Source organism: Oscillibacter valericigenes (genome assembly GCF_021531435.1).
Lineage (GTDB): Bacteria > Bacillota > Clostridia > Oscillospirales > Oscillospiraceae > Oscillibacter > Oscillibacter valericigenes_B.
The window spans coordinates 1-17,282 of record NZ_JAFBIS010000013.1; the positions used below are offsets into that span (position 1 = coordinate 1).

Annotated in this window: 15 protein-coding genes; 4 read left to right on the forward strand and 11 right to left on the reverse strand. The window is 62.2% G+C overall.

The genetic code is table 11. The features are described from left to right. Window positions 1–188 precede the first annotated feature (188 nt). The 7 genes from argJ to JQM68_RS08555 all read right to left on the reverse strand — a co-directional run bounded on the left by argJ (window position 189) and on the right by JQM68_RS08555 (window position 8,782). Complete coding sequence (gene argJ / locus JQM68_RS08525; protein ID WP_235222585.1) at window positions 189–1,415, reverse strand: bifunctional glutamate N-acetyltransferase/amino-acid acetyltransferase ArgJ; 1,227 nt, start codon at window positions 1,413–1,415, stop codon at window positions 189–191. 13 nt (window positions 1,416–1,428) lie between these two features. Beyond that, window positions 1,429–2,367 carry an N-acetyl-gamma-glutamyl-phosphate reductase gene (argC, locus tag JQM68_RS08530; RefSeq protein ID WP_235222586.1) on the reverse strand — a complete coding sequence of 313 codons (939 nt, stop codon included), beginning with the start codon at window positions 2,365–2,367 and terminating at the stop codon, window positions 1,429–1,431. Between the two features lie 25 nt (window positions 2,368–2,392). Beyond that, the gene (gene argH / locus JQM68_RS08535; protein ID WP_235222587.1) at window positions 2,393–3,772 is read right to left on the reverse strand and encodes an argininosuccinate lyase; all 1,380 of its coding nucleotides are present in this window, start codon (window positions 3,770–3,772) and stop codon (window positions 2,393–2,395) included. A 452-nt stretch (window positions 3,773–4,224) separates the two neighbouring features. Further along, window positions 4,225–5,451: an argininosuccinate synthase gene (locus JQM68_RS08540; RefSeq protein ID WP_235222588.1), complete on the reverse strand. Its 1,227-nt coding sequence runs from the start codon at window positions 5,449–5,451 to the stop codon at window positions 4,225–4,227. Window positions 5,452–5,752: 301 nt separating this feature from the next. After that, the gene (fumC, locus tag JQM68_RS08545) at window positions 5,753–7,111 is read right to left on the reverse strand and encodes a class II fumarate hydratase (protein ID WP_235222589.1); all 1,359 of its coding nucleotides are present in this window, start codon (window positions 7,109–7,111) and stop codon (window positions 5,753–5,755) included. A gap of 73 nt (window positions 7,112–7,184) precedes the next feature. Beyond that, entirely contained in the window at window positions 7,185–7,655 is a 471-nt protein-coding gene (locus JQM68_RS08550; RefSeq protein WP_235222590.1) for a hypothetical protein, read from the reverse strand. A gap of 116 nt (window positions 7,656–7,771) precedes the next feature. After that, complete coding sequence (locus tag JQM68_RS08555) at window positions 7,772–8,782, reverse strand: LacI family DNA-binding transcriptional regulator (RefSeq protein WP_235222591.1); 1,011 nt, start codon at window positions 8,780–8,782, stop codon at window positions 7,772–7,774. Window positions 8,783–9,086: 304 nt separating this feature from the next. On the opposite strand from JQM68_RS08555, the gene gap reads away from it, so the two are divergent. Beyond that, window positions 9,087–10,100 carry a type I glyceraldehyde-3-phosphate dehydrogenase gene (gap, locus tag JQM68_RS08560; RefSeq protein ID WP_235222592.1) on the forward strand — a complete coding sequence of 338 codons (1,014 nt, stop codon included), beginning with the start codon at window positions 9,087–9,089 and terminating at the stop codon, window positions 10,098–10,100. Window positions 10,101–10,732: 632 nt separating this feature from the next. Here gap and fliB read toward each other — a convergent pair. Further along, the gene (fliB, locus tag JQM68_RS08565) at window positions 10,733–11,854 is read right to left on the reverse strand and encodes a flagellin lysine-N-methylase (RefSeq protein WP_235222593.1); all 1,122 of its coding nucleotides are present in this window, start codon (window positions 11,852–11,854) and stop codon (window positions 10,733–10,735) included. Beyond that, window positions 11,854–12,483 carry a Crp/Fnr family transcriptional regulator gene (locus tag JQM68_RS08570; protein ID WP_235222594.1) on the reverse strand — a complete coding sequence of 210 codons (630 nt, stop codon included), beginning with the start codon at window positions 12,481–12,483 and terminating at the stop codon, window positions 11,854–11,856. Before JQM68_RS08570 ends, fliB begins: the two co-directional genes overlap by 1 nt. 102 nt (window positions 12,484–12,585) lie before the next feature. Here JQM68_RS08570 and JQM68_RS08575 point away from each other — a divergent pair, with 102 nt between their 5' ends. Both JQM68_RS08575 and JQM68_RS08580 read left to right on the forward strand, forming a co-directional pair. Next, window positions 12,586–13,407: an ATP-binding protein gene (locus JQM68_RS08575; protein WP_235222595.1), complete on the forward strand. Its 822-nt coding sequence runs from the start codon at window positions 12,586–12,588 to the stop codon at window positions 13,405–13,407. Window positions 13,408–13,421: 14 nt separating this feature from the next. Further along, entirely contained in the window at window positions 13,422–13,604 is a 183-nt protein-coding gene (locus JQM68_RS08580; RefSeq protein WP_235222596.1) for a ferredoxin, read from the forward strand. A gap of 52 nt (window positions 13,605–13,656) precedes the next feature. Here JQM68_RS08580 and JQM68_RS08585 read toward each other — a convergent pair whose 3' ends face one another. Both JQM68_RS08585 and JQM68_RS08590 read right to left on the reverse strand, forming a co-directional pair. Continuing rightward, window positions 13,657–14,538 carry a GGDEF domain-containing protein gene (locus tag JQM68_RS08585; RefSeq protein WP_235222597.1) on the reverse strand — a complete coding sequence of 294 codons (882 nt, stop codon included), beginning with the start codon at window positions 14,536–14,538 and terminating at the stop codon, window positions 13,657–13,659. A gap of 192 nt (window positions 14,539–14,730) precedes the next feature. Beyond that, on the reverse strand, window positions 14,731–16,149 hold the full coding sequence (locus tag JQM68_RS08590) for a spore germination protein (RefSeq protein WP_235222598.1): 1,419 nt from the start codon (window positions 16,147–16,149) through the stop codon (window positions 14,731–14,733). A 165-nt stretch (window positions 16,150–16,314) separates the two neighbouring features. Here JQM68_RS08590 and JQM68_RS08595 point away from each other — a divergent pair, with 165 nt between their 5' ends. After that, entirely contained in the window at window positions 16,315–17,253 is a 939-nt protein-coding gene (locus JQM68_RS08595; protein WP_235222599.1) for an AEC family transporter, read from the forward strand. Window positions 17,254–17,282 lie beyond the last annotated feature (29 nt).

The window sequence follows — 17,282 nt, forward strand, 5'->3', positions numbered from 1 at the left end:
GAGCCTGTTTCGAGGAAGCGGCGCGATTGGCGGCCCCGAAAAGGGGCCGGGAATCGCAATGCCGCGACGGTGTTGAAATCGAAACGCCCCCACGTTTCTCTTTGGGGGGCGTGGGGGGACACTTCTCTTTTCAAAAGAGAAGTGTCCCCCCCTCTCCCCGTCTCCCGGTGAGGGCCACCGGACAACCCTCAGGTCCGGTAATCTCCGTTGATCTTGATGTAGTCGTAGGTGATGTCGCAGCCCCAGCAGGTGCAGGAACCGCTTCCCTCACCCATGGTGATGTTGATCTCAATATCATGCTCCGTCAAAATCTTTTTGGCAAGGTCCTCGTCGAAGTCCAGGCCCCGGCCCTGATGACAGACCTCAATGTCGCCGGCGGCGCTGGCAAAGTGGACGTCCACCTTGTCCGGGTCGAACTCCTCGCCGGAGTAGCCCATGGCGCACAGGACACGGCCCCAGTTGGCGTCGGCGCCGAAGATGGCGGCCTTGGTCAGGGTGGAGGAGATGACGGACTTGGCAATGGTCTCGGCGCTCTGCTCGCCGGCAGCGCCCTGAACGTTGCAGGTGATGAGGTGCTTGGCGCCCTCGCCGTCGGAGGCCATCTTCTTCGCCAAGGTCATGCACAGCGCCTGGAGAGCCTCCAGAAACGCCGCGTAATCCCCGCCCTTTTCGGTGATGACCGGGTTGCCCGCCATGCCGTTTGCCAGCACGATGCAGCTATCATTGGTGGAGGTGTCGCCGTCCACGCTGATGCGGTTGAAGCTGACGTTCACTGTTTCCAGCAGGGCGGTCTTGATCATTTCCGGGGAAATGGCGCAGTCAGTGGTCAGGAAGCACAGCATGGTGCCCATGTTGGGATGGATCATGCCGCTGCCCTTGGCGATGCCGCCCATGCGGACCACTTTGCCGCCGATGACAGTCTCCACGGCAACTTCCTTTTTCTCCGTGTCGGTGGTCATGATGGCGTGGGCCGCCGCGTCGCTGGCCTCGGCGGAATGGGCCAGCGCGCCGTACAGCTCCGGGACGCCGTCCTCGATGACCTGGACGTTGATGGTCTGGCCGATGACGCCGGTGGAGGACACCAGCACGTCCTCCGGCTTGCAGCCGATGGCTTTGGCCGCCGCCTGGCACATTTTGATGGCGTTTTCCTCGCCGTGGGGGGCGCAGGCGTTGGCGTTGCCGCTGTTGGCGATGATGGCCCGGGCCTTCCCGTCGGCCAAGTGGGTCTTGTCTACATGGATGGGGGCGGCCTTCACCACGTTTTTCGTGAACACGGCGGAGGCGGCGCAGTCCACATCGGAGACGATGAGGGCCACGTCCTTCTTCCAGTTGGCGTGGGTCTTGACGCCCACATGAATGCCGGCGGCCTTAAAACCCTGGGCGGCGCAGACGCCGCCGTCGATAAATTTCAACATAGTCGTTACCTCGCTATTTCAGGTTCAGGCCCGTCGTTTCCTCGAAGCCTAACATCAGATTCATGTTCTGGACAGCCGCGCCGGAGGCGCCTTTGCCCAGGTTGTCAAACAGGGCGGTGACGGTGAACTGTTCGTCGTTGCCCGCCACGTACAAAACCAGGGTGTCCTTCCCCGCCTGGGCGTTGGCGTACAGCTTGGCGGTGTCCAGGGCGTCCGCCACATGGACCAGCGTCGCTCCGGCATAGTAGTCCGCCAGCTTCTGCCGGACCTCCGCCAGGGTGGAGACGCCGTTCATTTGGCTCATGTGGAGGGGGACGGTGGTGGCCATGCCCTTGTAGTAGTCGTCTACGATGGGGGTGAACACGGGCTTGTTGGTGAGGCCGCAGACCTTCTGCATCTCCGGCAGGTGCTTGTGGGTCTGGCCCATGCCGTAGGGACAAGGGGCGAACAGGGCCGCGTCCTTGTCCGCCGCCTCGTACTGGGCGATCATCTTCTTGCCGCCGCCGGAGTAGCCGGTGAGGGAGAAGGCGGAGAGGCAGGCGTCTTTCGGCAGCAGGCCCATGGCCACCAGCGGATACACCGCGCTGATGAAGCCCGTGGCGTGGCAGCCGGGGTTGGCGACACGCTTACTTTTCCGGATAGCCGCCCGGCGCTCCGCCGACAGTTCGGGGAAGCCGTAGTCCCAGTCAGGGCTGGTGCGGTGGGCGGTAGAGGCGTCGATGATGCGGGTGTCGGGGTTTTCCACAAGGGCCACGGCCTCGACAGCCGCCGCGTCCGGCAGGCACAGGAACACGATGTCCGCCGCGTCCATCAGCTTCTTCCGCTCCGCGGGGTCCTTGCGCTTTTCCTCGTCGATGAGGAGGAGGTCAATATCGCTTCGCACGGAAAGGCGGTCATAAATCTGCAGGCCTGTGGTGCCGTCCTTGCCGTCGATATATACCTTTGGTTTCATGCTGTTTCCCTCTTTCCTGCGGGTCTTACTTTCTGGCGGCCACGAAGTCCTCGATGGCTTCGATCTGGCGGGTGGTCTCCGCCACGGCGGGGCCGCCGTAGCTCTTACGCAGGGCCATGCAGTTCTCCAGATTGATAGCCTCGTACACGTCCTCGTCAAAGAGCTGGGAGACGGCCTTCAGCTCGTCCAGCGTCAGCTCCTCCAGCGTCTTGCCCTGCTGGGTGCAGGCGGCCACCAGATGGCCGGTGACGGTGTAGGCGTCCCGGAAGGGCATGCCTTTTTTGGTGAGATAATCGGCGCAGTCGGTGGCGTTGATGAAGCCCTTGCCCGCCGCCTTGCGCATGTTGTCGGTGCGGACGGTCATGGTGTCCAGCATGGCGGCAAACACCGGCAGGCACATCTCCACGGTGTCGATGGCGTCGAACACCGGCTCCTTGTCCTCCTGCATGTCCTTGTTGTAGGCCAGGGGCAGGCCCTTCATGGCGGTCAGCAGGCTCATCAAATCGCCGTAGACCCGGCCCGTCTTGCCCCGGACCAGCTCGGCAACATCCGGGTTCTTCTTCTGGGGCATGATGGAGCTGCCGGTGGCGTAACCGTCGTCCAGCTCGATGAACTTGAACTCCCAGCTGCACCAGAGGATCACTTCTTCGGAGAAGCGGGAGAGGTGCATCATCAAAATGGACAGGGCGGACATCAGTTCCAGGGCGTAGTCCCGGTCGGAGACGCCGTCCAGGGAGTTGCTCATGGGGGCGTCAAAGCCCAGGTCCTTCGCCGTCTCCCAGCGGTCGATGGGGTACGTGGTGCCCGCCAGGGCACCGCTGCCCAGAGGGCACTCGTTGAGCCGCTTGGCACAATCCTCCAGCCGGGTCACATCCCGGGAGAACATATTGGCGTAGGCCATGAGGTGCTGGGCGAAGGAGATGGGCTGGGCCCGCTGGAGGTGGGTGTAGCCGGGCATGACGGCGGTCTGGTACTGCTTCGCCTGACGGCACAGCACCGTTTCCAGCTCCAGGAGCTGCCCCACGATGACGGGGATCTGCTCCCGGACGTACATCCGGAAGTCCAGGGCCACCTGGTCGTTGCGGCTGCGGGCGGTGTGGAGCCGCTTGCCGGCGTCGCCGATGCGGGCGGTGAGGAGGGCCTCCACGTTCATGTGGATGTCCTCGTTGTCGGCGGTGAATTCCACCTTCCCCGCCTCGATGTCCGCCAGGATGCCCAGCAGTCCCTCCGTGATGGCGGCCACGTCCTCCTTGGAGATGATGCCGCAGTCCCCCAGCATTTTCGCGTGGGCCAGGGAGCCGGTGATGTCCTCCTTATACAGCCTTTGGTCGAACTGGATGGAGGCGTTGAAGTCGTTGACAAGGGCGTCGGTGTCCTTGCCGAACCGCCCGGACCAGAGTTTCATAGCAATGTCCTTTCACCACGAACGCGGGGCGAAGAGGTCTTCTCCGTCCCGCTGTTGTGTTTTTTCTTTTCAAAGAGGTGTCCCCGACCGGGGACGGGGGATGCGCCCCTGCCGGGGCACGCGGGGAATGCGGCCCCCACTTTTCTTTGTCTTGCCAAAGAAAAGTCGCCGCCGCAGCGGTGGAAAAGAAACCGCTTTTGTGTCCAAATCCTGCGCATTCGGGCAGGTTTGGACAAGTACGGGGGTCGTGCGAATCCATGCGGCATAAACCTGCCGGGTTTTATCCGGGTGCGCTGTGTGTCGGCACTCAATGGAACGTTTAAGCCGCAAATTGATGCGTCGGGCGGAAATCTGTGGGCGGTCAACGAAAGGGTTTTCGCAGCAGCCCCGTGTGTTCCGCTTCGCTACACACTACGTTGCCGTCGATCAGCCGCCGCTCCCCTCCTAGGCGCTCACAGCTTGCCCTGCTCCCGCAGCGCCAGAACCGTATCGGGCAGGCCCCACAGGTTGATGAAGCCGGTGGCGTTGGTTTGGTCGTAGCTGCTCTCGTTGAAGGTCACCAGTTCCTCGGAGTACAGGCTCTCGGGAGAGGTGATGGAGGCGGTGATCATGTTGCCCTTGTAGAGCTTCAGCTTCACAGAGCCGGTGACGTGCTCCTGGGTCTTGTCGGCGAAGGCGCTGAGTGCCTCCCGCACGGGGGTGAACCACTTGCCGTTGTAGATGAGGTCCGCGAAGTCCACCGCCAGCTTAGCTTTCATGTGGGCGGAGTCCTTATCGACCGTGATCATCTCCAGGCACTGGTGGGCCTTGTAGAGGATGGTGCCGCCCGGGGTCTCGTAGACGCCCCGGTCCTTCATGCCCACCAGCCGGTTCTCCACGATGTCCAGCAGGCCGATGCCGTTCTCGCCGCCCAGCTTGTTCAGCTTGCGGATGATGTCGCTGCCCTTCATCTTCTCGCCGTCCACGGCCACGGGCACGCCCTTTTCAAAGTCGATGGTGACGTAAGTGGGCGCGTCGGGAGCGGTGATGGGGCTGACGCCCATCTCCAGGAAGCCGGGCTTCTCGTACTGGGGCTCGTTGGCGGGGTCCTCCAGGTCCAGACCCTCATGGCTCAGGTGCCACAGGTTCTTGTCCTTGGAATAGTTGGTCTCCCGGCTGATCTTCAGAGGCACGTTGTGGGCCTCGGCGTAGTCGATCTCCTCGTCCCGGCCCTTGATGTCCCACTCCCGCCAGGGGGCGATGATGGTCATGTCGGGGGCGAACCGCTTGATGCCCAGCTCGAACCGGACCTGGTCGTTGCCCTTGCCGGTGCAGCCGTGGGCGATGGCGTCGGCGTTCTCGGCCTTGGCGATCTCCACCAGCTTCTTAGCGATGATGGGCCGGGCGAAGGCGGTGCCCAGCAGGTACTGCTCATAGCTGGCGCCCATTTTCAGGGACGGCCAGATGACGTCCTCCACCATTTCGTCGGTGAGGTCGGCGATGTACAGCTTGGAAGCGCCGGTCTTGATGGCCTTCTCCTCCAGGCCGTCCAGCTCGTCGCCCTGGCCCACGTCAGCGGCCACGGCGATGATCTCGGGGTCGTTGTAGTTTTCCTTCAGCCAGGGGATGATGATGGATGTATCCAGACCGCCGGAATAGGCGAGTACGATCTTCTTGATGTCTTTCTTATCCTTTTTCATGTGGGGTTCCTCCCTGTGTTGTTTGATGATGGTCAAATTATACGCTTATGGCGAATATTTATGCAAGTTTCATGTTGCACAACATTTTTTCCCTTCTTTGGATGATTTTGCATATTTCCACAAATCGAATTTTCCGGCATCGATTTAGGGGGGCTTGAATCCCGCCGTTTTTGGCGCATTCCCTCCCGCATATTGAATACTCCGTTGAAATATACGTATAATTATGTATATATTCACGCATATATACTCTGGCGGGAAAATGCATAAAAAAGCGGCGGCCCGCTGGCCGCCGCTTCTTCATTCAAACCATCTTTTCCGGCCGGACCGTCTCGTCGAACTCCGGCCCCGTCAGCAGGCCCAGGGCCAGCACCGCCTCTTTCAGCGTGGTGCCCTCCGCCAGGGCCTTTTTCGCGCATTTCGCCGCCGCCTCGTAGCCAATCTTCGGCGTCAGGCAGGTCACCAGCATCAGGGAGTTGTGGAGGTTGTACTCCATTTTCTCCACGTTGGGGGTGATGCCCTCCACGCAGTGGACCCGGAAGGAGTCCATCACATCCGCCAGCAGGCGGGCGGAGAGCTGGAAGTTGTACGCCGACACCGGCAGGAACACGTTCAGCTGGAAGTTGCCCTGGCTGGCCGCCATGCCGATGGCCGCGTCGTTGCCCATGACCTGCACCGCCACCATGGTGACGGCCTCGCACTGGGTGGGGTTCACCTTGCCGGGCATGATGGAGGAACCGGGCTCGTTCTCCGGGATGTGGAGCTCGCCCATGCCGCAGCGGGGGCCGCTGGCCTCAAAGCGGATGTCGTTGGCGATTTTCATCAGGTTCGCCGCCAGGGCCTTCAGCGCGCCGTGGGCGAACACCAGGGCGTCCTTGCTGGTGAGGGCGTGGAACTTGTTTTCGTCGGGGGTGAAGTCCAGGCCCGTCATGGCCCGCAGCTTGGCGCAGACCATCTCGTCGTAGCCCTTGGGGGCGTTGAGGCCGGTGCCCACGGCGGTGCCGCCGATGGCCAGCCGCTCCAGCTCCGTCAGGGCCAGACGCAGCATCCGGACGGGGGCCTCCACCAGCTCCCGCCAGCCGGAGACCTCCTGAGCGAAGCGCAGGGGCGTGGCGTCCTGCAGGTGGGTGCGGCCAATGCGGATGAGGTCGGGATACGCCTGCTCCAGCTTGGCAAAGGCCGCCGCCAGCCGCTCCGCCGCCGGGATGACGTCGTTCGCCACGCTCAGCGCCGCCGCGATGTGGAGGGCGGAGGGGAAGGTGTCGTTGCTGGACTGGGAGGCGTTCACATGGTCGTTGGGGTGGAGCCGGACCCCCTTGTCCGCCGCCAGGTGGGCAATCACTTCGTTGACGTTCATATTGGTCTGGGTGCCGCTGCCGGTCTGCCACACCACCAGGGGGAACTCGTCGTCCCACTTGCCCGCCCGAATTTCTTCGCAGGCGGCGGAAATGGCCCCGGCCTGCTCAGCCGTCAGCTTGCCCACCTCCAGATTGGCCTGGGCGCAGGCGTCCTTCAGGTAGGCGAAGGCGGTGATGATCTCCTTCGGCTGGCGCTGGCCGCCGATCTTGAAATTCTCAAAGCTCCGCTGGGTCTGGGCGCCCCAGTGCCGGTCCGCCGGGACCGCGATCTCGCCCATGGTGTCGTGCTCGATGCGGGTATTCATATGGTAAGTCCCCCATTTGTACAAAATTTGGCATCATTATACTAGGAAACGCCCCGGGGCGCAAGAGGAAGTATCACGGTTTGTACGGATAAAGCCGAAACCGCCCCAGGCCCCGGGTCTCCAGGACGCCAGGCTCCTCCGTCCCCTTCTGGGCGTACCGCACCCGGAACAGGCTCTTTTCCGGGTCGTACTCCGCCGTGACGGAGTTGGCGCCCCAGTTGTCGTGGTTGGGAAGATGGCTGAAGTCCAGCACGCCCTTCCAGATGCCGTCCCCCCGGCGCTGGTAGACGAACACATCCCGGCGGCCGTCGCCGCCGTACTGGACGTTGGCCGCCAGCTCCTTCCAGTCCTTCCCGTCCAGGTCCACGGAGTAGTCTGTCGGCCCCTCAAAGCCGAAGCTCTCGGCGATGGGGAAGGCGCCGCGGTCCGTGACGGCGTAGTAGACCCGCTTCTGCCAGATGGCGCCCTCGGTCTGCATATAGCCGTCGTAGCCCAAAATATCGGTGAAAGGGACGCTGCCCTCCGGCAATGGCTGCTTGCTCATGGCTGTTCTCCTCTCCGGCGGCGTCAGTCCGCCGGACTATTCTATGCCCCGGCCCGGGCAGCGTTGACCGCAAAAAATCCCCCGCCTGCCGCGGACGGCAAACGGGGGACGGCCGGTCATTTCGCGAAACGGCTGCCGGAGGCTTCGCAGGGCTGGTAGGCGGAGGTCAGCACCTTCTCGAACACCGGGGCCTCGGGCTTTTCGATGCGCTTTAAGATCTGCTCGCCGGCGGCGGTGCCCAGCTCCTCCACCGGCTGGACGATGCAGTCCATCTGCTCGGCGTAGAGCTGGTAGAAGTTGGAGTCGTAGTCCACGAAGCTGACCAGGTCGATGTCCTTGGCCAGCTGGATGCCCTTTTTCTGGAGGTAGATGATGGTCTCCCAGGCCATGAGGCCCTGGCAGACGATGATGGCGTCGCAGTTTTCCTCCAGCAGCTGGTCCAGGCAGGCGGGCGCGCTGTTTTCCATGGAGTCGCCGTAGCGGATGAGGCCCTCCTCCTGGGCCAGGCCGCAGTCCGCCACCGCCTGCTGGTAGGCGGAGATGCGCTCCTTGGTGGAGGACAGCCGGGGCAGGCCGCCGATGATGCCTACCCGCTTGGCGCCTTTTCCCGCCAGACGGCATACACTGCGGTAAATGGGCTGGAAGTTGGACACGCAGATGGAGGAATACTTCTTGGTCTCAAAGGTGCGGTCCACCAGCACCACCGGGAACCCGGCGGGGATCAGCTCGTCGAACCGCTCAAAATCGTCCATGGTGCTTGCCACCAGCAGTCCGTCCACCAATCCGGCGGTCAGCAGGCGGATGTTGGTCTCCTCCCGGTCGGCGTCCTCCTTGGTGTTGGCGATGATGAGGTGGTAGCCCTGGGCGGAGAGGTAATTCTCCACGGATTCGATCATGGTGCCGAAGAATTTATTGGAGATATCGGGCACAATAAAGCCGACAGTCTTTTTCTTGCCGGTGCGGAAGCTGCGGGCGGAGGCGTCCGGCGTGTAGCCCAGCTCCGCGATGGCCTGATATACTTTCTCCTTCGTCTCTCCGGAGACGTAACGGGTGTTGTTGATGGTGTGGGAGACCGTGGCAGTGGAAACGCCCGCCAGGCGCGCCACGTCGCTGATGGTCACTTTCATGGTTTCCTCCCCCTTTGCGCAAACGCAGTTCCGTTTGCGTAATCAATTAGCTTTTCTTCAGTATAGGCCATGCTTTCCTATCCGTCAAGGTTTTTCCTACCTTTTTCGATGGAAATTCCGAAAAATTTACGACTTTATTATCAAAAATCCACAACTTCGCAATTTGATTGTTATTTGAAATGACAATTGCCAAAAAGAAAACAATATGATAGGATACAAACGTATAATCGATTAAGCAAATCGTTTACGCAATCGTTTCTACGATACGATTCCGTATTCAGAGCTTTGAAAGGAGTATTTTTCAATGAAAGCCAAGATCGGTATCAATGGTTTCGGCCGCATCGGCCGCCTGGTGTTCCGCGCTGCCCTGACCCACGACGATGTTGAGGTCGTCGGTCTGAACGACCCCTTCATGAACCCCGAGTATATGGCCTATATGCTGAAGTACGACAGCGTCCACGGCAAGTTCCCCGGCGAGGTCTCCTCCGAGGACGGCGCTCTGATCGTCAACGGCAAGAAGTACCCCGTGTTCACCGCCATGGAAGTCAAGGACATCCCCTGGGCCTCCGTCGGCGCTGAGTATATCTGCGAGTGCACCGGCAAGCACCTGACCAAGGACCTGTGCCAGGGCCACATCGACGCCGGCGCCAAGCACGTCATCATGGGCGCTCCCTCCAAGGACGACACCCCGATGTTCGTCATGGGCGTCAACCACAACAAGTACACCTCTGACATGACCTTCGTGTCCAACGCCTCCTGCACCACGAACTGCCTGGCTCCCATCGCCAAGGTCCTGAACGACAACTTCGGCATCGTCGAGGGTCTGATGACCACCGTGCACTCCGTCACCCCCACCCAGAAGCTGCTGGACGGCGCTTCCCTGAAGGATTGGCGCGGCGGCCGTGCCGCTACCGGCAACATCATCCCCTCCTCCACCGGCGCCGCCAAGGCCGTCGGCAAGGTCATCCCCGAGCTGAACGGCAAGCTGACCGGCATGTCCATGCGCGTCCCCACCCTGGACGTGTCCGTGGTGGACCTGACTGCCAAGCTGGCCAAGCCCGCCTCCTATGAGCAGATCTGCGAGGCCATGAAGACCGCCTCCGAGGGCGAGCTGAAGGGCGTTCTGGGCTACACCGACGAGGACGTTGTCTCCTCTGACTTCCTGGGTGACACCCGCACCTCCATCTTCGACAAGAAGGCCGGTATCGCTCTGACCGACACCTTCGTGAAGGTCGTCTCCTGGTACGACAACGAGTGCGGCTACTCTAACAAGATGGTCGAGCTCATTGCCCACATGTGCTCCGTGGATAACAAATAACCCGTTCCACAGGATATTTGTTTTATAGTGCAGCAGCCGTCCGGGCCGAATGGTCCGGGCGGCTGCGTTTTTTCGTTGGGCCGGGGCTGTTGCGGATTCCTTCGTTGCGTGGTATGATGAACCCGATAAATCGAAATTTAACAAGGGGTAATCTATATGAAAAAACAAGTTTATCGGATAGCAATATGCACGTAAAAAGGCACAGACCATATCGCCACACAAAACATTTCCCCCCATCCGCTCCGTCGGCGAATGGGGGGCTTACTCATTGATTGGATTGTCCAAGGGTCTTTACCTCGCTGTTCTCAGTCTACCGTTCGGAGAAATCTTGGGGTGGTGCAGGGTTCGCCAATTCCTAAAACATCAGATACACGCAGAGGTCGTTCTCGTGTGGCTCATCATAGTGAGGTATGTTTCGTGTTTGGGGGCCTGCTTGAAATGTTTTCGGTTTTCTTTGCGAACGGTGAAGGGAAATTCGGAATCTCTTGAGCTTTTCTAGCCCATGGGACTCACTCCTTTCTGTGTCTATAATGTACAATATTTCTTCTGTTATGTCAATAGCCTTTGTACGATTTTTACAGTTTCAACAAACGTGAATCGTTTACCAACGGCAAAGCGCACAAAGGTCGGCCTCACCCCTCCAGCTCCGTCAGAAACCGGCCCGGTGCGAACCGCTCCTCCTCCCGGAAGGCCTCCAGCAGGGCGTCCAGGTTGTCGTCGTCGTGCTCCAGCTCGGTGCTGAACCGCCGCAGGGCTTCGGGCAGGCCGCAGACGGAGGCCAGCCGCTCCACCGTCAGAACGGCGAACGCGCACAGCTCCGCCCGGGACAGCAGGTCGCCGTCGTTGACGGTTTTCAGCAGGTAGCGGAAGGCAAAATACACGGCGATGCGCTCCAGCAGATTTTCTGACTGGGGCGTTTTTTCGGCTTCCGCCCGGGACAGCAGGGCGGGCCAGTCCGGGTCCAGCACCTCCAGGGACGCCAGGAAGCGCAGCCCCCAGGGGAACAACCCCTCCTTCGCCGGAGGGATGTCCGCCTCCTCTGTGCCGGGCAGGTCTTCCGGGCGGTCGTCGTCCAGGCAGTCCTGGGCCGACAGTGCCAGAGAGAGGAAGGACGCCAGCCGGGCCTTCAGCGGACGGCTGCGGTCTGTCAGGATGTCCAGCAGCCGCTCCCGCAGGGGCAGCAGATATGTGAGCCATGCATCTCCCTCGTCGTCACAAAGTCCGCTTTCCTCCGTTTCCCCCTGCGGGGAAAACTGCGCCCGCTCCCTTGTTCCTCCTCTCCCCACAGCACCCGCTTCGCTGGGCTGCTGCGGGGGCCCCGGAATATCACCCGCTTCTTCCGTTTCAAAAGTGTGGAAGGTCAGGGGGTCTTCGCTGCCCAGCAGCAGGGCGTTGGCCGCCGGACAGGAGGCGGACAGGGTGACCTCCCGGAAGGGGCCGTAGTCCTCCGTGAACCGGGGGTGCTCCCGGCAGGTGACGCTGGTGGCCGCCTCCCCCAGCTTGCGGTGGATCTCGCAGAGGTTGTCCCCGTCCAGAAACGGGCACCGCCCGCCGTTCAGGGGAAAGCACAGGTCGCCGTCCTCATCCCGCTTCAGGGCGGAGCGCAGCTTGTCCCCCAGGGGGCCGGACACCGTTTGATAGAGCGCGGCGGTGTCCTCGTCGATGACCACCTCCCACTTCTCGCAGCAGGTGTGGGGGCAGGCCCCCGCCAGACAGCGGAAATCTTCATAATAGTCGGGCACGGTCACACGCATCAGTCTCGCTCCTCTCCCAGCAGGCGGAAATGGTTTTTACGGAAGGTCAGGACGCCCTCGTCCCGCAGCTTTCCCAGGGCGGCGGACATGGCGCTGCGGTCCACCGACAGGTAGTCCGCCAGCTGCTGGCGGTCCATGGGGATGTCAAATTCGGAGCTGCCCGCCGCCAGCGCCTGGGCGGAGAGGTAGCTCAGCAGCTTGTCCCGGGTGGTGCGGCGGGCCATGTGGCGCATCTTCCGGGTGAGCATCAGGTTCTTCCGCGCCAGCAGGTGCAGCAGGTTGGCGGTAAGGCGGGCGTCCGTCAGACCGTCCGCCTCCAGAAACAGGGCCGCGCCGGGCGCCGCCGCCAGGACGCTGACCTCCAGCGGCTCCCCCGCCAGGGCGTAGGACTCGGCAAAGACCTCTCCCGGCCCCGCCAGGCCCACGATGCTGCGGTTTCCCCAGAAATCCTCCCGGATGATGTGGACGGAGCCCTCCAGCACCAGTCCCAGACGGCGGGTCACATCTCCCCGGCGGAGCAGCAGTTCTCCCTTTTGAAAGGCGCATGTCCGCGCGGACGCCCGGGCCAAAAGCGCGGGCAGCTCTTCAGCCGGGACGCCCCGGAACAGGGGCAAGGCGGAAATTTCCATAGGCTTCTCCTTCATTCGTTGGAAAAACAACAGACTTTTTTGTTCCATTGTACGATACTGTCCCCAACAACACAAGATAAAAAACAAAAAAGGAGAAATACTATGGTTCGGAGGATCATTGAGATCGACCGGGAGAAGTGCAATGGCTGCGGCGCCTGCGCGGGGGCCTGCCATGAGGGCGCCATCGGCATGAAGGACGGCAAGGCGGTCCTCTTGCGGGACGACTACTGCGACGGCCTGGGCGACTGCCTGCCCACCTGCCCCACCGGGGCCATCACCTTCGTGGAACGGGAGGCGGCGGCATACGACGAAGCCGCTGTTTTGGCGAAGAAAGCTGCGGCGCTGAAGGGCAGCGCGCCCGTCACCCGCACCGGATGCCCCGGCAGCATGGCCCGGACTTTGCGGCATGATGACGCCCCCGCCGCGCCCTTTATGGGGTCCCCGCTGCAACCCAGTGAAGCGGTTGCAGTGGGGAGAGGCGGAGCAAGGGAGCGGGCGCAGTTTTCCCCGCAGGGGGAAACGGAGCACAGCGGACTTTGCGACAGTCGAGGCGGCCCGGTTTCCCGACTGGGCCAGTGGCCCATTCAGATCAAGCTGCTGCCCGTGGAGGCCCCCTTCTACCAGGGCGCGAAGCTGCTCATCGCGGCGGACTGCACCGCCTTTTCCCGGGCGGACTTCCATGAGCGGTTCATGGCCGGCCGCATCACCATGATCGGCTGCCCCAAGCTGGACGAGGGCGACTACGCCGAAAAGCTGACCGAGATCCTCCGCCGCAACGACATCCGGGAGGTCACCGTGGTCCGCATGGAGGTGCCCTGCTGCGGCGGGCTCCGGCGGGCGGCGGAGACGGCGCTCCAAAACAGCGGCAAGTTCATCCCCTGGCAGGTGGTGACACTGGGCCGGGATGGAAATATCATCGAATGACCGGAGGAATCCACATGAACGCGACTGTCAACGAAAACTGCATCGGCTGCGGCCTGTGCGCCGGCGTCTGCCCGGAGGTCTTTTCCATGGGGGACGACGGCTTCGCCCACGGCGGCGAGGTCCCGGCGGAGCTGCTGGACACCGCTCAGGAGGCCCGGGACGGCTGTCCCGTCAGCGCCATCAGCCTTTCAGACTGACCGCCGGCACCGGGGAGCGAACAAAAAACGACCGTCCAAACGACGGTCGTTTTTATGTATATTCCCGGTATCGCGCGGTGCGGCGCCGCTTTTCCTCGTACATCCGGCGGTCCGCCTCATCCACCAGGCGGTCCAGCTCCTCCTGGGTGGCCTGGAACCCGCTGGTATAGGTATAGCCGAAGTCCGCCGGGGTGACGGTCTCCACCGCCCGGCGCAGCTCCTCCGCCGTCCGGGGGACTTCATCCTCCCCGCAGCCCGGCAGCATCACCAGAAATTCGTCGCCGCCCAGCCGGATCACAGAGTCCGTGCTCCCCACCCGGGCCCGCAGCACATCGGCCACATTCCGCAGCAGCTGGTCGCCCGCCAGGTGGCCCAGCGTGTCGTTGATCCGCTTGAACTGCCGCAGGTCCAGCATGATGACGCCCAGCTTGCCGGAGACGCGCTTCATGCCCTTGTGGAGGAAATTGAACTCGTTGAGATACCGGCGGTTGTACACCTTGGTCAGTTCGTCCTGATAGAGCATCTCCCGGGTCTCCGCCAGACGCTCCGCCAGGGATTTGCCGTGTTCCTTCTCCAGCAGCAGCTGGTCGGAAACATGGCTGACGATCTCCATGACCACCGGCGTCTCGCCCTCCGGCAGCGCCAGCAGCAGCGGACGGGAGACCACGTAAAACACGTTTTCCTGGATGAACTCGTATTTCGTCCGCTGGCAGCCGTCCAGGGCCGCCTGGATGCTGGTGCAGTTCCCGCAGCGGCAATCCTTGTTCCAAACGCGGAAGCAGGTGTAAGGCTCCCGGCTCACGGTGCCGTCCGCCTCCAGCGTGAGCACGGCGGTGTCCCTGGGGTCCACCAGGCGGACCACATCAAAAATCGGCAGCAGATAGGAGATGGTCTCCCGCATCTGTGATACCGTATAACGCTGCAGACCGTCCATGGCCCCCTCCTTTCCGCCTGTGCAACAATTTCAAAAGGCGCTGTGTATAATTTAGATAGTATATCCGATTTTCGGAGAAATTGCAATGACTATGACCACTTTTTCCAAAATTTTTCCAAAATGTGTATTTTTACTCCTTCGGGCAGTCAAGCGCGGCAGGCCGAAAAAAACGGAGCCTACGGCTCCGTTTTTTCACGTGTTGTCCCGGCTGATGGGCTCCCGGAGGAGCAGGCGGCGCAGGGTCTTTCCGTTGAAGGGGATGAGGGGATAGAGGTACCCCTTGCCCACCACAGGCTTTGTGGTGGCCAGCAGCACCAGGATGCCGGTGATGCCCAACACAAAGCCCCACACGTCGAAGGCCGCCGTCACCAGCAGCAGCGCCACCCGCAGCAGCTTGAAGGCGTAGCCCATCTCATAGCTGGGCTGGGCAAAGCTGGCCACGGACACGAAGGCCATATACACCAGCACCTCCGGCCCCAGCCAGCCCGCTTGCACAGCGAAGTCTCCTAAAATCAAAGCGCCCAGCATGGAGAAAGAGTTGGAGAGGGAGTCCGGCGTGTTCAATGAGGCCAGCTTCAGCACATCCACCAGAAATTCCACCACCAGAAGCTGCCAGAGAAGCCCTAGGGACGCCGGCTCCGGCGAGGAGAGGAACTCCAACCACGACGGCAGCCGCCCCGGTTCACTGACCATCAGATACCACATGGGCGTGATGAGCAGGGAGATGAGAAACACGATGATGCGCAGCAAGCGCAGGTAGCTGCCCACCAGCGGCGGGAAGTAGAATTCGTTGGCCTCCTGGGTGAAGTCGAAAAAGGTGGTGGGCAGGATCATCACCGAGGGGGAGTTGTCCACCATCAGGATGATGCTGCCCTCCATGATGCTTGCGGCGGCGCTGTCCGGCCGCTCCGTGTAGCGCACCTTGGGAAACGGGTTGTACCACTGCTTCGGGCGGATGGCCTCCGCCACGCTCTCCTGGGCCATGGTGAGGGAGTTGACGTCGATGCTGTCCAGCTTCCGACGCACCTCCTCCAGCAGCTCCCGGTCCACCTTGTCGTCCAGGTAGCACAGCACCGCGTCAGTGCGGGACCGCAGGCCCACCTTGTGGCCCTCCATGGTGAGATGGGGGTCCCGGATGCGGCGGCGCAGCAGGGCCATGTTGGGCACCACCGCCTCGATGAAGCCGTCGTGGGAGCCCCGGAGGACTTTGCCGTCCAGGGGCTCTCCTACGCTGCGGGCGGGGTACTCCTTGGCGTCCATCAGGGCCGCGCCGGGCAGTCCCTCCACCAGCAGCAGCGTCTTGCCCAGCAGGACATCCGTCACGATTTTCTCCCGGTCGAAGCTGACATTGGTCTCCGAGAAGGTGATGAAGCGGTCGATGAAGGCCTGCATTTCCCTCAGGTTCGCCATGTCCGCCGGTGTCAGGGACAGCCAGAAGGCCCCCATCCGCTCCAGGGTCGCGTCCTTGCCGTAGCCGTCCACCACCCACAGCCGGGCCCGGCGTCCGCCGATGAGGTAATCCCGGCTCACAATGTCCACGCTGCGGCCCACGCCCAGGGTCTCGTTGAACCAGGCCACGTTTTCCGTGTAATGCTCCGAAAGTTTTTCCATGCGCCACCTCCGTAGATAGCGGTAGTATGCGCCGCCGGGGCGGTTTTTATCGTCCCTCCCAAAATTTCCCGCCCCGGTTGAACAGCCGCCCGGCTCTGTGCTAAAATAAGTGATCAACGCAAAGCGCCCCTGACGGAGCGCGAAAAGAAAACGGGGGAATTTCCCATGGAAAACCTGATCATCGCCGTCAATGCTGTCCTGCCCATGTTTCTGATCATCGGTCTGGGCGTCCTGGTGCGGCAGTCCCATATCATTTCCGCCGAGGCCGTGCGCCAGGCCAACGGCATGTGCTTCAAGGTCTTTATCTCCATCCTGCTGTTTTACAACGTCTACACCTCCGACCTCAGCAGCTCCTTCAACGGAAAGCTCCTGGCCTTCTGTGTGCTGGGCATCCTGGCGGAATTCCTGGCGGGGGCGCTCATCGTGCCCCGCATCACCAAGGAGCCGCCGGCGCGGGGCGTCATGCTGCAGGCCTTCTTCCGCACCAACATCGTCCTGCTGGCCGTCCCCATCATCACCTCCCTCTTCGGCCCGGAGAGCATGGGGCAGGCGGCCGTGCTGCTGGCGGTGGCCGTTCCCCTGGTGAACGTGCTGTCCGTGGCGGCGCTGGAGATGCACCGGGGCGGCAGGCCCAGTCCGAAAAAGATCCTCCGGGGCGTTGCCGCGAACTCCCTGGTGCTGGGCGCGCTGGCCGGTATTCTGGCGCTGGCCGTCCATCTGCGGCTGCCCGCCGTGGTGGAAAGCGCGGTCAGGAGCGTGGCGAACGCCGCCACGCCTCTGGCCCTGGTGCTGATGGGCGCGTCTTTGGATTTCAGCAAGCTCAGAAGCTCTGTCCGAAACCTCTCGATCTGCGTGGTCAGCCGCCTTATCGTCAACCCCGCCCTGCTGGTGGCGCTGGCGGCGGCCCTGGGCTTCCGGGGCGTGGCCCTGGGGATCATCCTGCTGGTGTTCGCCGCGCCGGTGGCCGTCAACTCCTACACCATGGCGCTGCAGATGGACGGCGACGCCAACCTTGCCGGCGGCATCGTGCTGCTGACCACGGCCCTCTCCTGCTTCACCCTGTTTTTATGGATCTGGCTGCTGAAAAGCCTGGGCCTGTTTTGAATACATGTGAAAAGCTCCGGCCGTTTGGC